The sequence below is a fragment of the Paenibacillus sp. J2TS4 genome (genome assembly GCF_018403245.1).
Classification (GTDB): Bacteria; Bacillota; Bacilli; order Paenibacillales; family NBRC-103111; genus Paenibacillus_L.
In genome coordinates, this window is record NZ_BOSH01000004.1 from 454,384 (window position 1) to 477,359 (window position 22,976).

Genomic DNA, 22,976 nt, shown 5'->3' on the forward strand with positions numbered 1-22,976 from the left:
CGGTGGCCTTAACGGGCTGCCGTTGTTTTGTACATTCGGAACGGAAGGATCCCTTTCTTTAGTGCCACTAATATATTATTGTATAAGAAATGGAAGATTCTGTGTCGATATGGGAAGGGGAAACGAGTTTATGGAAAATACAAGATTATTGAAGCAAATAGAGTTTATCGTCGAGATCGATAAATTAAAAAGCGTGTATCGAAAATCAGTCTTGATGGATAAAAGTCGGACAGAGAATGACGCAGAGCATACGTGGCATCTTTCGGTTATGGCCATTCTATTATTGGAGCATGCGAACGATGAGGAGATTGACATATTACGTGTCCTCAAAATGCTGCTGGTTCACGATCTGGTCGAAATTGACGCAGGGGATACGTTCGCCTACGACGATAAAGGTCATGAGGATAAATATGAACGGGAGCTTGCGGCGGCTAAGCGAATTTTTAGCTTACTGCCCGAAGATCAACGGGAGGAATTTTTAGCGCTTTGGCATGAGTTTGAAGATAGAGTGAGTTCGGAGTCCCGGTATGCTGCAGCTTTGGATCGACTTCAGCCCTTACTGCACAATTATTATACAGAAGGGTATACTTGGCAGAAGTATGGAATAACCAGTGATAAAGTGTTGGCGCGGAACCGGCATATCTCGGAAGGCTCGGCTTCGTTATGGGCTTTTGCCGAGAACTTAATCCGATCCGCCGTGGACAAAGGCTACCTGGAGCGATAACATTGGCAGGGAAACTGGGCAGCCAAGCCGCTTGCGGTGACGGGTGACACCTGGGTGTTGCAAGCTGGAAGAAAACCAACGACGCCGGTGCATTACGCCGACTATTCAATGAAGCATGATGTATGGTAATTCTGGTGGGATTAATTGGATCCGGAAAAAAAGCGCCAAGGACCGCGCAGCGTTTGTGGGCTCCTTGACGCTTCTTTGCGATGCTTACTTTGTTGATGATGCGTGGAGGCCGCATGGCAATCCGGGCACACTGAATGCCGCCCCGGTAAAACAACCCCGGTATGTTTCTCGCGCTCATCCGTATAGATGAAATTGTTGCGACGGTCGAGTTTTATTAAACCCTTCGTTTATACGATTTTCGCTACTTTCACGAAAAACAGAGTTATTTGCAGTCGGCGGAGCAGGGTCACGAATAATGTCATTCAGTTGAAGAAATGATAAGGAATGGAGGTTTTTGGGCTCCAGAAAAACCGAGGTTGACAAATGATCTAAAAACGTTTTATAATTATCTCGGATTCAAGATAAATTAATTAAAGATAATAGAGTTTGACTTTATATGCAGCTTGGCGGCGGAAAAGTTAAGGCAACCCGACTTGCCGTTCGATTATGATTTACTTATCCAGCTTGATTTTGCGTATTTGCGAGGCGCCGTAACGGTCTTCGCTTGCGATAATAAACAATAACTATACAAGGAGAGAATACAATGTCTAATGTAAAACTGGCGATTATTTATTACAGTTCTACCGGTACCAACTATAAGCTTGCGCAAATGGCGGAAGCCGGAGCTAAGGAAGCAGGTGCAGAAGTTCGTGTATTAAAGGTACAGGAACTGGCTCCAGAAGGTGCTATTGCTTCTAATCCGGCGTGGAAGGCTCATGTGGATGCAACACGAGACGTTCCGACTGTATCGCTCGAAGATTTGGAATGGGCAGACGCTATCATTTTTAGCGTACCAACCCGTTTTGGAAATATGCCTGCCCAAATGAAGCAATTCCTCGACACGACCGGTGGACTTTGGTTCCAGGGCAAGCTGGCGAACAAAGTCGTTAGCGCCATGTCTTCCGCTCAGAACCCGCACGGCGGCCAAGAAGCGACGATCCTGTCCTTGTATACGACTATGTATCACTGGGGCGCGATTGTAGCTGCTCCGGGGTATACCGATCCAGTCATTTTTGGCGCTGGGGGCAACCCATATGGAACTAGTGTTACCGTGGATCAGAATGGCAATATGGTAGAGAATGTTGAGGCTGCGGTTAAGCATCAAGCCAAACGAACCATTCAAATTGCTTCGTTAGTTAAGCAAGGCTAATCAATCAATCGAGGGTCCATATTAATGTGAGTGATCGAAGGAAGCGGGAGACCGCTTCTTTTTTTGTACTATAATCTATCTGTTTGAGCCATTTCCATGCGGACGGAAGGACAGCTTACTTTAGTGCCGCCCCAATAGTGTGGTAAAATAAAGCATAAGGCATGTAGCAAGAGGAGGACTATTCATGAAGCTGTTAGACGGAAAAACGATCGTAATTATGGGTGTGGCTAATGAAAGAAGTCTGGCCTGGAGCATCGCCAAATTGGCGAATGAAGCGGGGGCTAATCTCATCTTCACCTATCGGAAGGAAAGGTCGCTGCGTAAGCTCAGTCAATTGCTGGAGGAGCACGGAATTTCTCCTTTGCTAACCGTCTGCTGTGATGCGGACGACGACGAAAGCATCCGACAGGCTTTTGCGGAAATTAAGGACAGTGCCGGAATGATTCATGGGCTGGTGCATTCCATCGCTTTCGCGAACAAGGAAGAGCTTCAGGGGGAATATGTGAACACGTCCCGCGAAGGATATCTTCTTGCGCAGAGCTCCAGCGCTTACTCTCTCGTTGCAGTCGCCCGGGAAGCCAAGGCTCTTATGCCGGAAGGCGGAAGCATTGTCACTCAATCTTATATTGGAGCAGAACGGGTAGTTCCCAATTATAACGTAATGGGAGTGGCCAAAGCGGCATTGGAGGCCAGTGTCAAATATTTGGCCGAGGATCTGGGCCGATACGGGATTCGGGTAAATGCTGTCTCCTCAGGTCCGGTTCGGACATTGGCTGCTAAAGGGGTATCCGGATTCAATGAGATTTTCAAAACGATGGAAGCTAAAACCCCGCTCCGCAGAAATATCGAGCAGGAGGAAGTCGGGGACGTGACTTTGTTCTTGCTAAGCCGGATGTCCAGAGGGGTAACCGGAGAGATTATCCATGTCGACGCGGGTTATCATATTATGGGAATTTAAAACGTACCAGATCCTATGCAGGTTGCCGCTATTCTGTTTCATAGTAAAGAAGCTGGACGCGTTGTGAAACAAGATTTTTGGCTGGATATGCTTTGATCAATAAATACAGGCTCAAGGAATAACAGGCGTTGTTCCTTGAGCCTTTTCTCATAGTTGAACCTTGTTCACTCTTCATCCCGGTGCCCGGTGATAATAGAAAGTACGCCTCGTATTGTCTAACTGGATATCCCCCGAACCTTTTCCAATGATGGATTGCATTAAATTGGACTCGCTTCTTACCCTAATGAGGGCTCCTAATAAGTCGATTCATGAGGAACCAGAACACTGGCAATTAGATAAAGAACCAGTACCGCACCAAAGGAGAAGAAGGCAGCAGCCACAACGATTACCCTAATGAGGGTAGAATCCATGTTGAAATATTCACCCAATCCCCCACATAATCCAAAAAGTTTCTTATCTCTACGGGAAAGATATAATTTTTTCATTTCGCATCCCCTTTTCCAGAATTTAATTATTTCAACAGCCTGTTAGCCGTCTTAATTATCCGTTATAATAATAGCTGCTTATTCCATCGGCAACGGCTTGCCCTTCGGTTAATCCTATTGTAATCGGATCAAGCTCCTTTCTAAAACAGACTGCCGACGGTGATGATGCTGGACTTTCGTCGGGGATTTGGAGACAGAAGGATTTCTATTAGGGAATCAAGAATAGTACTTTTAATGAAACTTTATCGAAAGTCAAATCGTTATATATAATGAAGGTTTATGAATAGCCTGCTGAAAAGTTTATGTTAATCATAATATTACTCCGGTGCGAAGAACAAAATGATTCTTACCGCACCTTTTTATTGCCTGAATCATTCGGCAGCGCCTGTATTGCGACAGGGGTGAGGCCGCTTGTCAATCATTAATCGGAATTAAAGACCAAGACTTAAGTCGAGATTTGAATCCGGACGCTAGTCCGTTCTATAAGCAGTTATTGCATATTATAATAGATCTTGAATATTACGAATCATTCGGCGGTGTCGGTGAAGCGGCGGCTGCGACTCCTAACTATACTATATCTATTTCCAATTATGAAGATACGGGTGAGAGATTATGGCTCATGAAAAATCGGTATATATTCTACTATCTGATACGGGTACTTTATTCACGAGACTGATTCGACTATACACTAAGGCACCATATAACCATGCCTCTATTGCGTTCGATAGTGAGTTGACCGAGGTGTACAGCTTTGGGCGCAAACGTCCGAATAATCCTTTTATTGGGGGATTCATTAAAGAAAATGTTCGCTCTTCTTTCTTCCGAAACGCGACTTGCGCGGTCTATTGCTGTAAAGTGGATCTGGCTGTATACGAGAAAATGCGCAATCAAATCCGCGATATCGAGCTGAACAAATGCAAGTATCGTTACAACCTGCTAGGTTTATTCGGAATTCTATTAAAAAGACGCATCCATCGCACCAATGCTTATTTCTGTTCGCAGTTCGTCGCCTGGCTGTTTGAACAAAGCGGAGCTTCTCTCGTCGGTAAATGTCCTTCGATGACCACGCCTTGTGATTTGGAGAAATCGGAAAAAGTCCAGTTAATTTATACAGGGGAATTGTACGATTATTACTTGGATAACCAGGGACATTCTGCTTCCATTAACCACCCCAACACGATCCTCCCCGCATAAATCGATTTAAACCAGGCCGAGCATAGACGCCTGAAGGAGGAACGAAGTTGCTGAGGACTAACTTGAACAAGAGCGGCTGGCTATGTTAGCATGATGATCTCAATCTACTTTATCTTCCGTGCTATTGGACCGTTGTAAAGGCTCGGTTTCTTCCGGGTCGTATAACGCAGAAGGGGAGAGAGTGTATTTAAGCTATCGGGTATTGGTGTATAATAGATCTGACAAGATGGAACAAAAAATAATACATACTATTCATATCGAAATAAGGAGATTTGTCTTCCATGTTGAGCTCAGAACAGGTTTATACAATCAGAGAACGAGCGACCGAATGGGATAAGGCTGCGGTCTTCCCGTCCGAAATGTTAGAAATCATCTACGACCAACAATTATTTAAGTTATTCGTTCCGAATGCGCTCGGAGGGAGGATGACTCCGCTGCCGGAAGCTCTCCGTTCGTTCGAGCAGTGTTCTTGGGCGGACGGGAGCTTCGGCTGGCTGGTAACGATTGGTGCTGGCGGGGGATTTTTCGTCCCGTTTATGTCCGCCCCGGCCTGCACTCTCTACTCCGACCGAAAAGCGGTTGTGGCGGGAAGCGGATTTCCATCGGGAACGGCCGAGAGAGTGGATGGCGGTTATCGGGTTAGCGGCAGCTGGAAATATTGCAGCGGCTCCACGCATGCCACTATGTTTACAGCTAATTGCTTTATTGCCGGGGACTCGGCTTCATCTGAGAAGGAGATGCGCTCCTTCATTTTTCTGCCCGAGCAGGTAAAGATCGTACGGGATTGGACCGCCTTTGGTTTGCGGGCAACCGAGAGCCACACGATAACGGTGGATCAGGTTTTTGTGCCGGACGAAATGACTTTTGATCTGACAGGGAATCCGAATTTATATAACGATCCTATCTACAGCTATCCCTTCCTCCTGTTTGCTCAATCTTCGTTTGCTGCTGTTGCTGTCGGGATAGCGAAGCATTTGATCGAGGAGGCCGGGAGGGTAGCTGAAGGGAATCGGGAAGCATGGGAGCCATCCGGCCGCTATTTATTTATCCGCAACAAGATTGGGAAGGTTGAGGAGCAATGGCGAAGATCGGTGGATGAATTCTATTCCGGTATAGAGGAATCCTGGAACAAACATGTGAGCGGCTTCTTGCTCTCAGAGGATCACCAGCAGGAAATCAGCCGTCTCTGCAAAGCGACCGCCAGCATGGCCTTATCCTGCGGACAAGCATTATTTCCTTATATGGGTATTCGCTCTGTCATGGAGGAAGCTCCTATCAATCGAATTTGGAGAGATTTACAAACCGCTTGTCAGCATACACTGCTCATTTCATTTGAAGAAGTGGAGTAGACAGTATGTTTTGGTTTTCCAGAATATTATTGGAGGAAGTCTGTCCTTAATCTATCAACTCATTTGTATAATGCGGAAGAGAAGAGATATACTTAAAGGGAGTCACGTAGGGGTATAATAATTCCAATAAGCGAGGAGAGACAGACATGAATCATTCTAAGGCACAAGAAACCGTTTATGTCAGCACCTTCACCGATGGAATTTTGGATCCGGCCAAGCCCATGCTGGGACCCGTCAGGGACGGCGGGCATATTGTGGCCAACACGACTCCCGGCTGCTGGGGACCTATGATCACGCCGAAGCTGCGCGGCGGGCATGAAGTGACGCAGCCCGTATATGTCGAAGGAGCAGAGGTCGGCGACGCCATTGCGATTCACATCAAGTCGATTCGAGTGACGTCCTTGGCTACAGCTTCGGGTAACGACAAGACCGTGGAAGGACGGTTCTTGGGTGACCCGTTCGTAGCTGCCAAGTGTCCGGAATGCGGTACCTTCTATCCCGAGACACGCATCGAAGGAATAGGGCCGGAGGCCATCCGTTGTGCTCAATGCGGGGCGGATGTGACACCATTTGTATTCACCAATGGATACACGATGGGCTTTGATCCAAGCCGCGAGTTCGGCGTCACTCTTCCGAAGGAGGCGGCGGAACGAATTGCGCAGGATGGGCGCCGCTATATGGCAACGCCTGGCGGTTCGTGCCAGAATCCGATCGTGACGTTCGCCCCTCACGATATTGTCGGTGCCATTGCCAGAGTCCGTCCTTTCCTGGGCCAATTGGGGACAACTCCTGCCCGTCCCTTCCCGGATTCGCACAATGCGGGAGATTTCGGCTCCTTTCTGCTGGGTGCGCCGCATGACTATGCAATGACCAAGGAGCAGTTGGAGGATCGGACCGACGGACATATGGATATTAACCGCGTTCGCGAGAATGCGACATTAATTTGTCCGGTTAAAGTGCCCGGAGGCGGTGTATATCTGGGAGATATGCATGCGATGCAGGGTGACGGGGAAATTGCAGGGCATACGACCGATGTATCCGGAATCGTCACGGTGCAGGTCCGTGTCATCAAAGGACTGAACATCGATGGGCCCATTCTTCTTCCGGTAGAAGAGGATCTTCCTTATTTGGCCCGCCCCTATACGCCGGAAGAGAAGAGCCGAGCAATGCAATTAGCGCAAAGCTGGGGTGTGAAGCAGATCGAAGAGACGGCTCCCGTATCGTTCGTCGGTACAGGCGCCAACCTGAACGAAGCGACCGACAACGGGCTGAAGCGAGCTGCCGATACGCTGGGAATCACGGTTCCGGAAGTATTGAACCGGGCTACCATCACGGGGGCCATTCAAATCGGGCGTCATCCGGGCGTCGTGACGGTCACCTTCCTTGCTCCGATCCCTCTGCTGGACAAAGCCGGTCTCGCCGAAATGGTGCTTGAGCATTACCATCTCTCTTCTTAATAATATTTGAAGAGGCTGTCTCAAAAGTAGTTTTCCAAACTACCGAGAAACGGCCTGAACCGACAAAGTGATGAGCTTTCGGAAAAAAGAGCGAGGCTGGTGGTCAATTTTCCACTAACACTCGCTCTTACTCTTTCATTGTGCCGCTCGTCTTTCTTACGTATAAAGGTCGCATCCGGATCCGTAAGGACGTCGCAAAGACGAGCAAAAGTACATTGAAATCCGGCCGTTTTCAACAAAGAGAGCGAAAGACGCTCAAATGTGCAGGTCTTTTTGGCAAAATGGTCGATTTCGCAAAAATCACTCCAAAGACCTGCATTATCGCATTAGAATCAAGCATGTCGCGCCTTTTTCCAAAAAAGACCTGCAGTTTCGCTCTAGAATCAGGTGCGGTGCAGCTTTTTTCCAGAAAAGATCCGGACTATCGTCCGTCTTTTGCACTATCCGGCGGGGGAGTGGGGCTGTCCCGAAGGATTTCGCATAAAACCGGACCCTCCAGTATATATACGAAAGATGGACCTCGCACTCCACTGTAAAGGAGGATGGTGAGGTCCTTTTTCTCGCAAAAAGTCGATACTGAGCAGGGCTGAAAATTCGCAAACCCTCTCTTTTTTTGAGACAGCCCCTTATCTATGTAAAGATGTGGTAATATAAGACAAATCCGGATTAAACTGTTCTTTTCAGCAGAGCGGCTAACCGGTCGTCCCTCTTGTATTTGCAGCGATTAGGCGCACCTTCCGCACGGTATAATTCCAATTGGCTTAAATTCATTACTATGGAATATAAGGTCCCGAACCGATGCTCCTTCAAATTCAGGCATACATGCCCCTTCGTATCCGATAGTATCCGGATGGCATCCTCGACTCCCGGCTGGGGAAGAAATCTCAATTGCTGCTGTATGGCAGCATATCTTTCCGTTGTTTTGCTCCAGGCCTCCTGTTGTGAGCCGGTAATGTCGGTCATCTCCGGATGGAGATGATGATTGGTGCAAATAAGCGAATTTCCGTCCGCTTCGGGCCTGCGGACACGGATTCGTTCCGGGGAAGCTTCTACTACGGCCATACCGCCTGTCGGATCGGCCAGCAAGTAATTGCAGCAGAGGGAAGCGGGAAATCCGGACAGGACCCGAATCGCTTCGTCTACCGTACGGCAGTGCTCCAATACATAGCGGGTGGCAAAGTAAAAGTGGACTCCGGGCTGCCGGAGATGGCTCGGCACAAGTGTGATGGCCACAGCCAGTCCATGTTCGTTCATGCCATCCACTTTGCCAATAAAAACGTCTGAATGGCCAATATACCGGAAGCGACCATTGGGGCTTACCAGCGAGCTGTCCGTATACTTCTTGACATCAAGAAGCATGTCGTAGTTCCTACCGACGATCATATCGCTGCCGTTCCATACTGCAAAAATACTGCATTGAGGGGATTGGCCGAAGAGACCTACTGTCAGCAGGAAGGAGCTTACTTGCTCGAAGGAAGCCGCACAGCCGTCTGCAAACCCTTGTATTTCCGCAATCGCTCCGGGATAATAAGCCTTCAGAATCCTGCTGCTTTCCTCTCCGAATACCAGCTTCTCCGGCGAAACCTCGGGAAACCGGAATCCGTTCTTGTGCAGCAGGCTTCCATAGCGATAACCCATCTCATAATAATCTCCGCGTAATCTGGAATGATACATTTTAGAATCTTACTCCTTTCGATCGGGTTAGGGCACGATCAGAGTGGACCGGCCCCCAACCATAAAACATAGACCTCGGAACTGGCCTCAGGCATAATATAAACCCTCCGGCAGCCGGAGGGTCAATCGCTGTTGACAGGAATATAGAGTCGGGTTACGAAGGAAAGAGGGTTAAGCTGAAGGTTCGGTTTAATGGAGCGGAAATCGCGGCTGTTTCCCAAAGGAGGGAGCAGCCCGGTAATGTACATTTCGAAAGGGCGTCCCACGATGGTGTATCCGTTGGACAGGATATAATCGATCAGTTTGGCGTAACCGAAGGGGAGCTCGGAATAAGGGCCTTCGATCTCAACGCCGACATGCTTGCCTCCTTTCATGCTTCGGGTACCGGGCAGACCGGAGAAGGACGGCTGAACGGCCAGTCCAACCTCCAATTCCGTACAAGCCGGATCTATTTCATCATCATGGAATATCGTCATTAGCCTGGCATCATCTTCCACTTCGAGCTTCAGAGCGTATAATCTTTCCAACAGGGTTTGGACAAGATCATCGATACCGGAGATTGGAACAGCTTTACGGATGCTGTAAATCCATGTGTCCTTCCTCATTTCTTCAAAGCAATCGGAAATCGTCGAAACCGGCATAAGCGGCTTGTTGGTTTCCAGATCGTTCAATAAAGACAAGATGTTATTCTTCGTCTGGTTAAGCTCCTCAATGCTCCGCTCGACCTCGTGAATGCTTTCGGTCAGAATCGCTTCCCTTGGCTCCGCTTTTTCTTCACGAAGCCATTGGGAAATCTTGTTCAGCGGCAAACCGCAATCCTTCAAGCGCCGGATCTGCAGAGCGATTCGAATTTGCCCGTAGTCATAATAACGGTAGCCCGTTTCCGGGTCGACACGGTTTTAATAATCCGACTTCGTCATAATGATGAAGGGTCTTGACCGACATGCCGCAAATTCGGGAAAATTGGCCGACAGAGTACATATAGGGCTCCTTTCTTTATTAAAATCAAGAGACAAGATGACGGTATTCGATTGTTTATTTTCGGCGTACCTGCAGATAAACAATCGTCAGCAAGAATAGAACCATTGTATAAAGCAAAGGCCAGCCAAGCTTGGCAATGGTCTCAAGTTCACCCAAAGTATCGAAATTCATCAGGCTATCGATTAGGAGGGAGGCCGGAGGCAGCACCCACAACAGCCATCGGAGAGGGTAAGGAAGCCATTCGTTCAGGCCGGGTACGGCTAGAGACATAATCATCGTGAGCACCAATCCGCCCAGCTTGGAAATAAGCTGGGTGCCGATTTTGGAACAGAACAGGGCCGTCAGCACAATCGCCATCCAGGTGAAAAGCAGATGAGCGTACAGGGAGACCGCCATCTCTATGGCTGTCGGCGCGCGATCGAAGCTCCCGCGAATGATGGGATACAGCACAGCGAACAGCGTTAGGGGAAAAGCAGCCACCCATACGGTTGCCATTCGGCTGGCATGATAACGGATTCCGCCGCGGGAGTGCATCAAGGTCAACTGTTGTTGGGCAGGAGGCTCCGCCGCATAGAAGTTAAAGGCCAGCCAAGCGGCCACAAAAAACAAGCAGACCGAAGTGCTCGCATAGCTGCTCATGACCGGATTAGGAATCATGGAATAAATCCAGGCAATAAAGATGAGATATAAAGACATCGGAGCGAAGTAACGGTACGTTCGTGCAAAAAGCTGTAACTGGTAACGAATCAAGGCCAGCATGGATTTCATGGACGATCCCCTCCCGATGTCCGGTTTACGGTTACGATGGACCCGCCCCTGTCCAGCAGCTCCCGCAGCAAAGCATCGCTGTCGCTGGCATCGACCTTGAGCTCGATGCCGTTCTCCACTTCAGCTACTTCCATTACACCGGGCCTGCTGTGCCAGTCTTCGATTTCTCCGATTCCGACCTGACTGGCTACGATGCAGACGACCGCAGAAGGTCCTTCTTGCAACGTCTTCGATTCAATGCTTGTCTGATGAATCCGGATGGTCCGGTCTGCGAGCTTCTCCCAGAGGACCGCTTCATGACAAGCGAATACGAGAGTGACCCCTTGTGCCTTCAACTGAAGGAACAGCTCCAGCAAATCCTTCTCGGATTCCTCGTCCAGTCCGGATAAAGGCTCGTCCATTAATAGAAGCTCCGGTTTTTCCAGCACGGCCTGGACGATGGCAAGCTTTTGCAGCATTCCTTTGGAAAAATTTCGTATCCAGGTGCGGCCCGCATTCTCCAGACGGGCCCGCTGTAGCAGCTCGGGAATCGTGAGCTGCAAGAGGGCTTTGTCCATCTCTCGGATTTGTCCCATATGCATTAAATATTCAAAAGCATTAAAAGGCAGCTTCGGGAAACGATCAGGCACCCAACCAATGACCGGTCTTCGATTGTGGCCATAAAGTACTTTTCCCTCCGTAGGGGAGGAAAGGCCGGCGATCAGGCGCAATAAAGTGCTTTTACCGGAACCGTTCGGGCCGATAATGGCCAACGACTGTTGTTTATAAATGGATAAAGAGACCTTGTCCAGAATCGGTTTTGAACCGAAACGCATGCTGACTTGGTCCAATTTAACTAGTAGTTCCATGCTTGCCTCCAGTAAATGATGTGGTAGTAAGATTTCAGGATTGGATATTGAGTCTCTGATTGCAGGCGTTTCAGCTTGTCATAAAGTATTTTACAGGATTTGGCGGAGGAAATCATTCCGGCTCGCTTATGAAATGACATGAAATCACTATATTGACACCTGATTCCAGCGATGATAAGATATCGTTAACTAAATATCCGACTAAATTAATGGGAATAGTTGGTCGACCGGACCTCCGGAGGCACAACCCGAGTGTGACGAGCGTTGGTGTGTGTCTTTTTTGTCATTTAATAATAAGTTCCGGGGAAGCAAAATCAGGAAGAGCGACCGCGATTAGGGGAAGGTTTGTCGCCGGTCCTTAGGGTGTGGACGGAATAAGCTTCGAAGGCCATACGTCACTTTGCGGGGTAATTTTATTATTGTTTTTCCGCTTAATAGGGCTGCAATTGCAGCGGCAGATAAACGAAGTAAGCGGGAAGTCGGCTTCTCAATGTAAAGATGAACAGGAGGGAGAGCGGTGACAAAACCGTTACAAATCGACGAGGTGTGGGCAGACCGTATTATAGCGAGTGTTAGCGGATTGGAGTACGGATGTGTACAAATCATTGTCCATGATGGGAAGATCGTACAAATCGAACGAACCGAGCGTAAACGGTTTGATTCCAGTCCTCCCCTTTCCGGAGAGCGGAAACCGGGAAATGGCAGTAAAGGGAACGCCAAGCGGCAATAATACGAAATGTCTGTCGTCGGAATATCATTAATAAAGAAAAAAGCAAAGCGCCCGTCAGCCGTTATAACAATATGCTGGCGGGCTTTTTATAAGCTATATGTGATTTAGAAGTTACATTTTGCATGAAATTTTTATCTTATTCCTTAATGGCCCCCAGAACCACTCCCTTGACAAAATATTTCTGCAGGAACGGGTAAACTGCGAGAATAGGCAGGGCGCCGATAAAGATTTGCGCCGCCTTGACGGTTTTGTTGGAGATGTTCTCCAGATCCCGGCCGACCGAGGAGAGCTGGGACGTATCGATCTGCACCAAGATCGTCTGCAAGAAAGTGGAGAGAGGATACTTCTCTGCTTTAGTAATGTAAATAAGTCCGTCAAACCAGGAGTTCCAGTGATGCACCATCGTAAACAGCGACAGGGTCGCCACCGCCGGCATGGAGATAGGCAGAAAAATCGTGAATAAAATGCGGAATTGACCTGCGCCGTCCATCAGTGCGGCTTCTTCCAATTCCTTCGGAACGTTGCGAAAGAAGCTCATCATGAGAATCAGCAGCCAGACGTTAACCGCTGAAGGCAGAATCAAGGCCCAGATAGAGTTCATCAACCCCAATTTCTGTACTACGATATAGGTGGGGATCAGCCCCCCGCTAAATAATAGCGTGATGATGAAAAACCAGGAATAGTACGTTCTGAAGCGAAAGACGCTGGTCGTTCGGGACAGGGGATAAGCCGCCAGGAAGATGACCAGCATCCCGAATACGGTCCCCAGGAGCGTTCTCTGAAAGGCGATGAACAGCGCCTGCAGGAAATCCGGATTAGCCAATGTTTTTTGATAGGCATCGAGCGTAAAGTCGATCGGAATCAATCCGACCCGGTTGGCATTCGCCGGGGCTCTTCCGCTTAAGGACAAAGCTAGCGTATGCCATAGCGGCAGCATGCACAAGACAGCCACGCCAAACAGCAGCAGATGGTTGAAGAAGCTGAAGAAGCGGTAGGGCCACGTTTTGTAATACATGATCTAACCTCCTAGAAAATACGGTAATCGGCCACTTTATGCGCGATTCGGTATACAATAACGACCAGAATCAGGCTGACCACTGATTTGAATAACCCGATCGCCGTAGAGAAGCTCATCTGCTGATCCAGAATTCCGACCCTGTAGACAAAAGTGTCGATAATGTCCCCTTTGTCGTACACCATGGGGTTGTACAGGTTAAAAATCTGGTCAAAGCCGGCGCTTAATATGTTGCTGAGCTCCAAGGTGGTGCAGACAACGATGATTGGCACCAGGGCGGGCAGCGTAATATAGATCGTTTGCTGCCAGCGGTTGGCTCCGTCCACCTCGGCCGCCTCATAGAGATTGGGATTGATCCCGGCCAGTGCCGCCAAGTAAATTATCGTGCCGTATCCGAATTCCTTCCAAATATGACTAACCACGACAGTTACCCGGAACCAGTCTCCGTCGCCCAAGAAGAAAATCGGATCGAGGCCGAACCAGCCTTGAAGCACCCGGTTCACCAGTCCGGACTGCGGGGACAGCAAATCGACCAGAATCCCGCCAAGAATGACCCAGGACAGAAAATGGGGCAAATAGACAAGAGTTTGCACGGTTCTCTTGAACGCCATCTTCCGAATTTCATTCAACAGGAGCGCAAAGCTGACAGGGACGATAATAATAAAGACGATTTTCAACGAAGCAATGATAAACGTGTTCCAGATGACTTGACTGCTGTCGGATCTGGTAAACATGGAGCGGAAATGCTCCAGCCCGACCCAATCGGAATGCAGAAATCCAGTCCAGGGCTTATAGTTCTGGAAGGCCATCACTACGCCGAACATCGGCAGATAGTTAAATAGAAAGGCGAGGATCACCGCGGGCAGCAGCATAAGGTGAAAAGGCCACGTTTCCCGCAGGAGCTTTCTTTTGCCGCTTTGAATAGCGGTAACTGATGGCGGAGAACTTCGTTTGAGGTGTGAATCCATGGGCAAACCATCCTTTATCCGAGTGATAGTTCACATTTTAGCACGTCCCTTTTCAAACCTATATAACCCATCCTTAACCTGGCGTATTGTTTTATTAACCGGATTGGCAGGTGAATGATAGGGATTATTAACAAGCCATTAAGGTTCGATACCCAATCTTTATAAAACCATATCCCGTTGTTAATAATGGATTATTTCCTCTCTCTCGAAATGAGGTTAGGATTAATGAAGAAGCTTCTAATCATAGATTGGGGGAAAGGAAATGACTAATCACGTTCGCAAAGGTTCACTGCTCGCCCTGGCCGGGCTGCTGGCATCGGTGGCGGTGACGGGGTGTACGGGGGGAGATTCTTCAACCGGCAACAGCGATTCGGGAGGAGGAGGAACGGACAAGCCGCAGGAAACCGGCCTGCAGCTGGTGGACGGGAAGTATGACCCACCCGTTACGATAACGACCGTCAGGCGAATTGTCACTGCAGCCGAGTTCAAGAATGGCGAAACGATGGACGATAATGTTCATTACCGGTGGGCCAAGGATAAGCTGGGAATTGAAATCAAAAACTTGTGGTCCGTGAAGGACACTAACGGGGCTTACGCCACCAAGCTGAAGCTCGCTTTATCCTCCAATGAGGAGATGCCCGATGTGCTGTTTGCCAGCGGTTCGGTGGCACAGATGCTGATCGACTCCGGCAAGTTCCTGGACGTGGGAGAGCTTTTTGACAAATACGCAGGCGAAACCTGGAAGAAGGCCATGAACGAGAATCCTTCCGTGTGGTATGAATTCACCCGGGATGGCAAGCGCTACGGGATCCCGAATTTGGATTATGACTACAATAATGACCCCGTCTTATGGGTGCGCGGCGACTGGATGAAGAAATTGAACCTGGAAGCGCCTGCTACGCTGGAGGAATACGAGAAGATGCTGGAGGCCTTTACGAATGGCGATCCGGATGGAGACGGACAGAAGAACACGTATGGAGTTTCCACAGGGCTCAAGAACTCGTACAATGATTCCTTCGGATTGGGATGGGTATTCGGGGCGTATGGCTCTATGCCCGGCTTTTGGCTGAAGCAGGAAGACGGATCGATAGGCTACGGCTCCGTTCAGCCGGAAATCAAGGAAGGACTGCGGAAGCTGAAGGATTGGGTGCAAAAAGGCTATATTCCGCAGGAAGCCGGAATTTGGGATGGCGCCAAAGCCGGATCGTTCATGTCAGCCGGCAGCGCAGGCACCTTCGCCGGACCATATTGGTCGGAAGCCTATCCGATGGGGGATCTGGAGAAGAACAATCCGGAAGCCGAGCTCGTCACCTTCCCCTTGCCGGTAGGACCGGACGGAAAAAGCATGCATTATGGCCGGCATCCCTACAACGGGGGGATATTCATCAATAAAAATATGAAGAACCCGGAAATTTTCTTCACGTATGCCAATTACTTGTTCGACCATGTCGCTGATCCGAAGCCGGGCAGCGAGTTCGAGAACGGTTGGGTCAAAGGGTATGACTGGGATATCGTCGACGGCGAGGTTACATATGACCTGACGAAGATTCCGGGAGGCGGCGTTCGCGTGTTCTTCTACAGCTTGCTGGAGCAGGGCCCGAGAATTCCTTCACAAAATTTGCAGGCGCTGGTAAGAATTGCGGAGTCCGGCAAAGCAGAGACACCTTATGAGAAAATTTGGGGCGGCTTCGTTCCTCCGATCGAGCTGAAATCCGCTACCGATGTATGGAACTCGCGGGAGTTTTCGGTCAAGAGCGAATTTACGGGCGGAACAACCCCAACTATGGAAACCAAATGGGATTATTTGAAGAAGCTGGAGATGGAGAAGTACAGCAAAATCATTTTCGGCAATGATCCGGTAGAATCGTTCGATGATTTCGTTGAGGAGTGGAAGGCGCAGGGAGGGGAACAAATTACGAAGGAAGTGAATGAGTGGTACCAAAGTGTTACCCGATAAAGTGCCGTGGCGCGAATCCTAGTGTACGGTAAGGAAGGGCTATGTTACTGTTATTCTACAGATAACATAAACTTCACTTCAGGGCGCGTGATGAAACGATGAGTCAAAAGCTGAACAGCTTCTCCAAGGTCGTCATTCTTATCTTTGGACTGCTTCTGTTAATGGTCATCTTATTTACGATCTATAACCACACCACGGTGAAGGTGATCAAGAGCGAAATCGAAGCCGCCAATTTGAACAAGCTGCTCTTTCTGAAAAGCCAGCTGGAAGAGAAATTAAGTCAAATTTCCATCAATTCGATAACTCTTGCCAACGATCCGGCGATCCGGGAGCTGGAGTACCAGCAGCAGTCAGGGGACCCGTATGATCGACAGAAGCTGACGAATATGATCCTGGATCATATCTCGCTGCAATCGGGGATTACGGGCTGGAGAACGGAAATTACCGTTTACTCCCGTTTATCGCAAGAGGTGATCTCCACCTCCAGCAAAACGTTCGGCTACGTAGATTCCGAGCTGATAAGCGGAATTCGCAGGGGCTGGCAATATGTGAAGGGGCAGGGGGATGAACCGGCGAAATTCGTCTGGTTCTCCCTCACTCCAGCCACCGCCTATGAAGAGCCGGAATCCGCGAGATTGATCGTGAAGACGGCCTTCGAAGCCTCGCATCTGCAGACGCTGCTGGATCAGTACAAGGCGGATGGTCAAGGGGACCCTTTGCTGTACAGCCCGGAATTCGGAGTGATCGGCAACCGGACGCTGGATGAGGCCTATGCCCGAGGCGTCGTTGACTATTTACAAACGGTGCCTCTCCGGATCGGGAAGAATATATCGCTGCAGCTTACCGACCAGCAATATTTGCTCAGTTTCGTTCCGTTATATGGGGTGGACTGGTATCTGGTGGATTCCATTCCGGTCGATCAGATTTTATCTCCGGTGACCAAGGCCCGTGATTTATTTTACACGTTTACTCTCATCCTGCTCGGCTTCGGAGTGATCGCCTCTTACATACTGTATCGTCAGCTACAGGTCCCTATTCGGATGCTGGTAAGAAATATGCAGAGGATCAAGAGAGGGGATTATTCCTCCCGGATCCGGCTGGAGGGGGCCAGCGAATTCTCGTTTTTGTTCCAGCGTTTTAACGAGATGGCCGAAGAGATTGAAGATCTGATGACGAAGCTCGATGAAGAGCGCATCCGCTCCAGGGAGGCAGTATTGAAGCAGCTGCAATCGCAAATTAATCCTCATTTTCTTTATAATTGCTTGTTCTTCATCAAGAATATGGCCCGTCTGGGCGATGAAGAGGCCGTTGCGGCCATGGCTTTGAATTTAGGGGAATATTTCCGCTACACCACGAGATTAGGAAAACAAACAGCCCAGCTGGACGAGGAGTTAAACGTGATCGTGAACTATTTGGAAATCCAGAACCTGCGCACTAATCGGATGACCTATCATATCGACGTTCCGGACGCGTTAAAGAGGGTTGTCATTCCAAGGCTGATCCTGCAGCCCATCGTAGAGAACGCCGTCATTCACGGAATTGAGCCGAAGGAAGGCAGAGGCTGTATTTCGATTACGGGTCAATCCGAAGGGAACCGCTCCCTGATCTTCATAGAAGATAACGGTGTCGGCATGGACGACGCCCGTCTGGAGGAGCTTAGGGAGCGTCTGGGACGAGCCGAGAATACGGATAATGGATCGTTCGGGCTATGGAACGTCAATCGGCGGCTGCAATTGATGTTCAGTGAAGGATCTGGCCTGCAGGTGATGCATGGAAGAGACGGAGGCACGGCGGTCGCCGTCGTCCTGGAGAGGAAAGGGGAAGAGAACGATGTTCCGGATCTTGATCGTAGATGACGAACGCTCCGTCGTCGATGCGATTGCACAGACGACTCCTTGGTCGGAGCTGGATATCGAGGAAGTATTCTGTGCATATTCCGCCAAGGAGGCTTTGAACATCGTCGGACAGCAGTTCATCGATATCGTCCTGACCGATATCCGCATGCCGGGAATGGACGGCATCGAGCTGATCGAGACGATCCGTACTTATTCGAACCGGATCCAGTTCATCCTGCTGACCGGTCATGCCGAATTTGAGTATGCCCAGCAAGCCCTTCGCCTGCGTGCGGCCGACTATTTGCTCAAGCCGGTTCGCGATGAATGGCTGGCGAATGCTGTCCGTAAGCTGACGTCCTCCATGCGGAAGGAATGGAATGAAATCACCTCACAGCGGACAACGGTTCAATATTTGCAGAAGCATCTGCCCACCCTTAGGTCGGATCTGCTGCGCAATATGCTGGAGGGAAGCCAGACGGCCGCCGAGTTGAACGAAAAATGTGCACTTCTCGAGCTTCCCTACGGGGAAGGGGATGTGGTCTATCCGGCGGTCATTCGCCTGGAGCGCCGTACACCCGGTCGGGGCAACCGCTCTCTGCTTGAATATTCCGTTATGAATATTGCCGAAGAAGTGCTAGGCGCCATGTATCATATATGGTCATGCAAGGATATCCACAATTATTTGGTCCTTATTCTGAAGCCCAAGGAAAGCGTGCCCGATGGACGTCAAGAAGAATCGGTCTCGCGGCTGCTAAGCCAATTGCAGCATCTGGTCTTGCACTATTTAAAAGAAAATCTGTCGGTCGTATACGGCAAATGCGTCACTTTCCCATTCGATCTGATGACGGTATATGAATCAGCCGTGCAAACCTTAAGAAGAAGAATCGGGGATGATGCCGGACTGCTCCTGACAGCCGGACAATCCGAGACCGCCTCCGTGTTGAGTGCAGCTTCTGTCCTGCAGGCCCCTCCGTCGATATCCCATTTGTTCGCGGCCGGTTACTGGGAAGAGGCCAAAGCCAAGCTGCAAAGTGTCTTTACCGAACTCGAAGCGACTACACGGGATTCGCCGATTCATGCAGATTATTTGTCCGAGATCTACCATACGGTACTATCCGCATGCTTTCATTACGCCCATACGAACGGACAGACGGTGGCCCAGGCGCTGAATTGCGAGGGGGATCCAAGGTTCTATCATTCCCCTGAATTAATGCAGTCCGTCTCCTTGCTCAAGGAATGGGCCTTCGAGGTCTGTCGGCGGCTGTCCCTGTCGAATCAGGTAGAAATTCAAGACGTTAGAAAAACACTCATTGAACAAATTCAAGAATATATCCATTTAAATCTATCGGAGGATGTCTCGCTGCAAACGCTTGCAACCTACGTGGATATGCATCCCGTCTATTTGTCCAAGGTTTACAAGCTGGAAACCGGGGAAGGGCTCAAAGATTATTTGTCCCGGGTGCGAATGGAGCGGGCGGTTCACTTGTTATTAAATACGGATTTAAAAGTTTATGAGATTACGAATGAAGTCGGTTACTTAAATACGGCTTACTTTATAAAAGTATTCAAGAAAGCTTTTGGCGTTACTCCGCAGGAGTATCGCGACCAAAATAGCGACAATGGAGGAGTAGGACATGCCAGAAATTCAATTGAATATCGACCGGCCGCTTGGGGCCGTCAAGCCGATTCACGGGGTGAATAACGGTCCGGTGACTTACGGTTCACTGGTCGATGTTTCCGATTATTTCGTATCTATGAGGGTTCCGCTAGTCCGGCTGCATGATCCGAACTGGCCGCATCCCCGCGAGGTCGATATCCATATCGTCTTCCCTGATTTCTCGAAGGACCCGGCTGACCCGGACAGCTACAATTTCTCTCAGACGGACGAATATCTTCGTACAGTTGCCGCGACCGGGGCGAAAATCGTCTACCGCTTAGGGGAAAGCATCGAGCATACCGAGAAGAAATACTTTGTTCATCCGCCCGAAAATTACGAAAAGTGGGCGCAGATTTGCATCGGGATTATCCGCCACTATAACGAGGGATGGGCCGATGGTTTTCATTACGGCATCGAATATTGGGAAATATGGAATGAGCCGGACTTTAGTGTAAAGATGTGGTCCGGTACCCATGAGCAATATTATTCGCTCTATGAAACGGCGGCGACGGCCATCAAACGCTACGATCCTTCCCTTAAAGTTGGAGGTCCCGCCGTAGCCAGGCCAACCGCCGACTTTGTCCCTGAATTTCTTGAGCACTGCCGGGAGAAGCAGGTGCCACTCGATTTTTTCTCCTGGCATACGTATACGGCCGATCCGCAGGTCTTTGCCGACCGTGCGCTTCATGTCCGGAGCCTGCTGGACCAGTACGGGTTCAAGGATACGGAGAGCCATCTCAATGAATGGAATTACTTTGTCGCCGATTTCGGCACTATCTGGCAAAAAGGCAATGAATATTTGCGCGCAGACACCTTCAACCGGCAAAAAGGGGAGGAAGGGGCATCCTTCTCCGCCTACATTCTTGCTTTATTGCAGGATCTTCCGGTGGATGCGGCCAACTATTACGACGGTCAGCCGACCGCTCTGTTCTGCGGCCTGTTCGATTACCACGGCGTTCCGCAGAAGACGTACTACACCTTCCAGGCCTTCGAGAACTTGCGGCGGCATAATGTACGCCTTCACTGTGAGCTGCCGGAGGATGCCGAGGGGCTGTCGTGTCTGGCGGCCAAGGATGAGAACGGCGCGATCGCGGCTTTGCTGACCAATTTCCATAACGAGGACCGCGGTCTGACCTTGCGTCTGAATGGATTAACCGATTCCGCCTCCGCTTATGAGCGGATTCAAATTTATTCTATCGATGGAGAAAGGAATTTGGAGCTTATTCAAGAAGAACAGCTTTCCTCCGCTGAATGGAAATTGGAGCTGAAAAAATATTCCGTATTCTATGTGAGAATCCTCCCATGAACAAACCGAAGGTATTAATTGGCGCTGTCATTCAGGAGAGCAACACATTCGGTCCGGCTAGAAGCACTATGGACAATTTCCGCCGGCATCGGCTGCTGTTCGGAGAAGATGTGCTGCATGCGGGGACGGAGAATGAACTGAGCGGATTTATGCGCGCCGCCTCTACCGAAGGAATAGAGGTGATTCCGACGATGGCTGCCAATGCGGTCTCATCCGGAATGTTTACGGCAGAAGCCTTGGAACAATTGAAGGCAACCCTGCTTCGGGAGCTTCAATTCCATTCCGGATACAACGGAGTATATTTCGCGATGCATGGCGCTATGGTGGCCGAAGGGTGCGACGATGTGGAAGGATGCTTAATGGAAATGATTCGGAGTGTTATAGGGGACGTCCCTTTCGTCGTCTCCCTTGATTTGCATGCCAATGTAACGGATAAAATGGCTTCCGTGACGGACGGAATCGTAGGGTTTCGCACCTATCCCCACACTGATTTTGTCTCCACGGGCATGCGCTCCGCTGCTCTGTTGTTCTCCATGCTTCGAAGCGGGAGGAAGCCGGTGGTACGCATGCGGAAGATCCCGATGATCGTCCCCGCCGAGAACAGCCAAAGCTCTCACGGCCCATTCGCCGAGCTGTGGCAAGCAGCGGAGGAGGGAGAGAGGTTAGGGAACTCCTGGGTGACCTCCCTGTTTCCCGTACAGCCGTGGCTCGATATCGAGGAGATGGGCTGTGCGGTCGTCACGGTCCATGAGGATGAAGAGGCGGCGGAGCGGGAGGCGGACCGGCTTGCCGATCTGTTCTGGCAGAAGCGTCACGAGTTCCATATCCGGCTTTACTCGGTACGAGAAGTGGTGAAGCTCGCCTCTGAGCGGCAAGCGGGCGACGGGCCGTTCGTCATCTCCGATTCGGCCGACAGTCCCGGCGCGGGTTCGACCGGGGACAGCAACTATGTCCTCCGGGAACTGTTGAGCTGCGAGGCGCATCTTCGTCATAGTATTTTGTTGACGATTGTCGATGCACCGGCGGTGGCTCGGGCTATAGACGCCGGAGAAGGCCAGTCCGTAGAGCTGGAAGTCGGCTATTCCATCTGCCCGGACGGTGAACCGCTGCGAGTCTGCGGTCGGGTCAGGCATATAGGAGACGGGCGCTTTACTCTGGCCGGAGGCTATGCCAAGGGAACGGAAGCGAATATGGGCCGCTGCGTCGTGCTGGAGCTGGAAAGGCTGTCGCTTCTGATTACGGAACGGCCCACCTTCTCCGGTGATCCAAGCATGTATCGAAGCGTGGGACTGGAACCGGCGGCCGCCGACATCGTTCTGGTGAAATCGGCCAATCAATTCCGGGCCGATTACGAGGCGATATCGAAGCGCATCTTCCTGCTGGATACGCCGGGACGCAGTCCAGCCGATCTGCGAAAGCTGGTATTTAACAACCTAAGGCGCCCCTGTTATCCGTTCGACGATTCCTTCGACTGGAGGAATCCGCAGCAGAAGTCGACATAAACAGCCTTTGCTGTACACATTGTTCTGCTATCCCTTTGTCTCAGGGGAGTGTTCAGGCCGTTCTTGTCCTGTTATCCCTTGGACTCAGGGGAGGTGTTCGGGTCGTGCTTGCACTGCTATCCCTTGGACTCAGGGGAGAGTTCGGGTCGTGCTTGCACTGTTATCCCTTGGACTCAGGGGAGAGTTCGGGCCGTCCTTTGTCCTGTTATCCCCTAGCCTCAGGAGATGGTTCGATGGTGATCTGGCACTA

At 50.1% G+C, this 22,976-nt stretch carries 20 protein-coding genes; 12 read left to right on the forward strand and 8 right to left on the reverse strand.

What is annotated here, in order from left to right:
• Positions 1-130: 130 nt before the first annotated feature.
• The 3 genes from KJS69_RS12250 to fabI all read left to right on the forward strand — a co-directional run bounded on the left by KJS69_RS12250 (position 131) and on the right by fabI (position 3,000).
• On the forward strand, positions 131-724 hold the full coding sequence (locus KJS69_RS12250; protein WP_213584033.1) for an HD domain-containing protein: 594 nt from the start codon (positions 131-133) through the stop codon (positions 722-724).
• A 712-nt stretch (positions 725-1,436) separates the two neighbouring features.
• On the forward strand, positions 1,437-2,042 hold the full coding sequence (gene wrbA / locus KJS69_RS12255; RefSeq protein WP_213584034.1) for an NAD(P)H:quinone oxidoreductase: 606 nt from the start codon (positions 1,437-1,439) through the stop codon (positions 2,040-2,042).
• A 184-nt stretch (positions 2,043-2,226) separates the two neighbouring features.
• Positions 2,227-3,000 carry an enoyl-ACP reductase FabI gene (fabI, locus tag KJS69_RS12260; protein ID WP_213584035.1) on the forward strand — a complete coding sequence of 258 codons (774 nt, stop codon included), beginning with the start codon at positions 2,227-2,229 and terminating at the stop codon, positions 2,998-3,000.
• A 293-nt stretch (positions 3,001-3,293) separates the two neighbouring features.
• Here the strand turns inward: fabI and KJS69_RS12265 are convergent, their stop codons facing one another.
• A complete protein-coding gene (locus KJS69_RS12265; RefSeq protein ID WP_213584036.1) occupies positions 3,294-3,485 on the reverse strand; it encodes a PspC domain-containing protein in 192 nt (63 codons plus the stop codon).
• Between the two features lie 612 nt (positions 3,486-4,097).
• On the opposite strand from KJS69_RS12265, the gene KJS69_RS12270 reads away from it, so the two are divergent.
• The 3 genes from KJS69_RS12270 (at position 4,098) to KJS69_RS12280 (ending at position 7,485) form a co-directional block, all read left to right on the forward strand.
• Complete coding sequence (locus KJS69_RS12270) at positions 4,098-4,679, forward strand: hypothetical protein (protein ID WP_213584037.1); 582 nt, start codon at positions 4,098-4,100, stop codon at positions 4,677-4,679.
• Between the two features lie 281 nt (positions 4,680-4,960).
• Positions 4,961-6,028: an acyl-CoA dehydrogenase family protein gene (locus KJS69_RS12275; RefSeq protein WP_213584038.1), complete on the forward strand. Its 1,068-nt coding sequence runs from the start codon at positions 4,961-4,963 to the stop codon at positions 6,026-6,028.
• Between the two features lie 146 nt (positions 6,029-6,174).
• Positions 6,175-7,485: an acetamidase/formamidase family protein gene (locus tag KJS69_RS12280; protein ID WP_213584039.1), complete on the forward strand. Its 1,311-nt coding sequence runs from the start codon at positions 6,175-6,177 to the stop codon at positions 7,483-7,485.
• A gap of 666 nt (positions 7,486-8,151) precedes the next feature.
• On the opposite strand, the gene KJS69_RS12285 is transcribed toward KJS69_RS12280, so the two are convergent.
• The 5 genes from KJS69_RS12285 to KJS69_RS12305 all read right to left on the reverse strand — a co-directional run bounded on the left by KJS69_RS12285 (position 8,152) and on the right by KJS69_RS12305 (position 11,756).
• The gene (locus KJS69_RS12285; protein ID WP_213584040.1) at positions 8,152-9,159 is read right to left on the reverse strand and encodes a C45 family autoproteolytic acyltransferase/hydrolase; all 1,008 of its coding nucleotides are present in this window, start codon (positions 9,157-9,159) and stop codon (positions 8,152-8,154) included.
• Between the two features lie 122 nt (positions 9,160-9,281).
• The gene (locus tag KJS69_RS12290) at positions 9,282-9,983 is read right to left on the reverse strand and encodes a GyrI-like domain-containing protein (protein ID WP_283777455.1); all 702 of its coding nucleotides are present in this window, start codon (positions 9,981-9,983) and stop codon (positions 9,282-9,284) included.
• Positions 9,984-10,020: 37 nt separating this feature from the next.
• Positions 10,021-10,140 carry a MerR family DNA-binding transcriptional regulator gene (locus KJS69_RS30245; RefSeq protein ID WP_213584042.1) on the reverse strand — a complete coding sequence of 40 codons (120 nt, stop codon included), beginning with the start codon at positions 10,138-10,140 and terminating at the stop codon, positions 10,021-10,023.
• A 54-nt stretch (positions 10,141-10,194) separates the two neighbouring features.
• Positions 10,195-10,908, reverse strand: coding sequence for a hypothetical protein (locus KJS69_RS12300; protein ID WP_213584043.1), 714 nt, complete (start codon positions 10,906-10,908; stop codon positions 10,195-10,197).
• On the reverse strand, positions 10,905-11,756 hold the full coding sequence (locus KJS69_RS12305) for an ATP-binding cassette domain-containing protein (protein WP_213584044.1): 852 nt from the start codon (positions 11,754-11,756) through the stop codon (positions 10,905-10,907). Before KJS69_RS12305 ends, KJS69_RS12300 begins: the two co-directional genes overlap by 4 nt.
• A 517-nt stretch (positions 11,757-12,273) precedes the next feature.
• Here KJS69_RS12305 and KJS69_RS12310 point away from each other — a divergent pair.
• Entirely contained in the window at positions 12,274-12,486 is a 213-nt protein-coding gene (locus KJS69_RS12310) for a YezD family protein (RefSeq protein ID WP_213584045.1), read from the forward strand.
• Between the two features lie 136 nt (positions 12,487-12,622).
• Here KJS69_RS12310 and KJS69_RS12315 read toward each other — a convergent pair whose 3' ends face one another.
• On the reverse strand, positions 12,623-13,501 hold the full coding sequence (locus tag KJS69_RS12315) for a carbohydrate ABC transporter permease (protein ID WP_213584046.1): 879 nt from the start codon (positions 13,499-13,501) through the stop codon (positions 12,623-12,625).
• Between the two features lie 11 nt (positions 13,502-13,512).
• A complete protein-coding gene (locus KJS69_RS12320) occupies positions 13,513-14,469 on the reverse strand; it encodes an ABC transporter permease (RefSeq protein WP_213584047.1) in 957 nt (318 codons plus the stop codon).
• Between the two features lie 262 nt (positions 14,470-14,731).
• On the opposite strand from KJS69_RS12320, the gene KJS69_RS12325 reads away from it, so the two are divergent.
• From KJS69_RS12325 to KJS69_RS12345, 5 genes are all read left to right on the forward strand, one after another.
• A complete protein-coding gene (locus KJS69_RS12325) occupies positions 14,732-16,426 on the forward strand; it encodes an extracellular solute-binding protein (RefSeq protein WP_213584048.1) in 1,695 nt (564 codons plus the stop codon).
• A 98-nt stretch (positions 16,427-16,524) separates the two neighbouring features.
• Positions 16,525-18,282, forward strand: a complete 1,758-nt coding sequence (locus KJS69_RS12330; RefSeq protein ID WP_213584049.1) for a sensor histidine kinase — start codon at positions 16,525-16,527, stop codon at positions 18,280-18,282.
• Entirely contained in the window at positions 18,257-19,963 is a 1,707-nt protein-coding gene (locus KJS69_RS12335) for a response regulator transcription factor (RefSeq protein WP_213584050.1), read from the forward strand. Before KJS69_RS12330 ends, KJS69_RS12335 begins: the two co-directional genes overlap by 26 nt.
• Entirely contained in the window at positions 19,896-21,224 is a 1,329-nt protein-coding gene (locus KJS69_RS12340; protein WP_213584051.1) for a GH39 family glycosyl hydrolase, read from the forward strand. Before KJS69_RS12335 ends, KJS69_RS12340 begins: the two co-directional genes overlap by 68 nt.
• Positions 21,221-22,726, forward strand: a complete 1,506-nt coding sequence (locus tag KJS69_RS12345; protein WP_213584052.1) for a M81 family metallopeptidase — start codon at positions 21,221-21,223, stop codon at positions 22,724-22,726. The genes KJS69_RS12340 and KJS69_RS12345 overlap by 4 nt, the downstream gene beginning before the upstream one ends.
• The last annotated feature ends 250 nt before the right edge of the window (positions 22,727-22,976 follow it).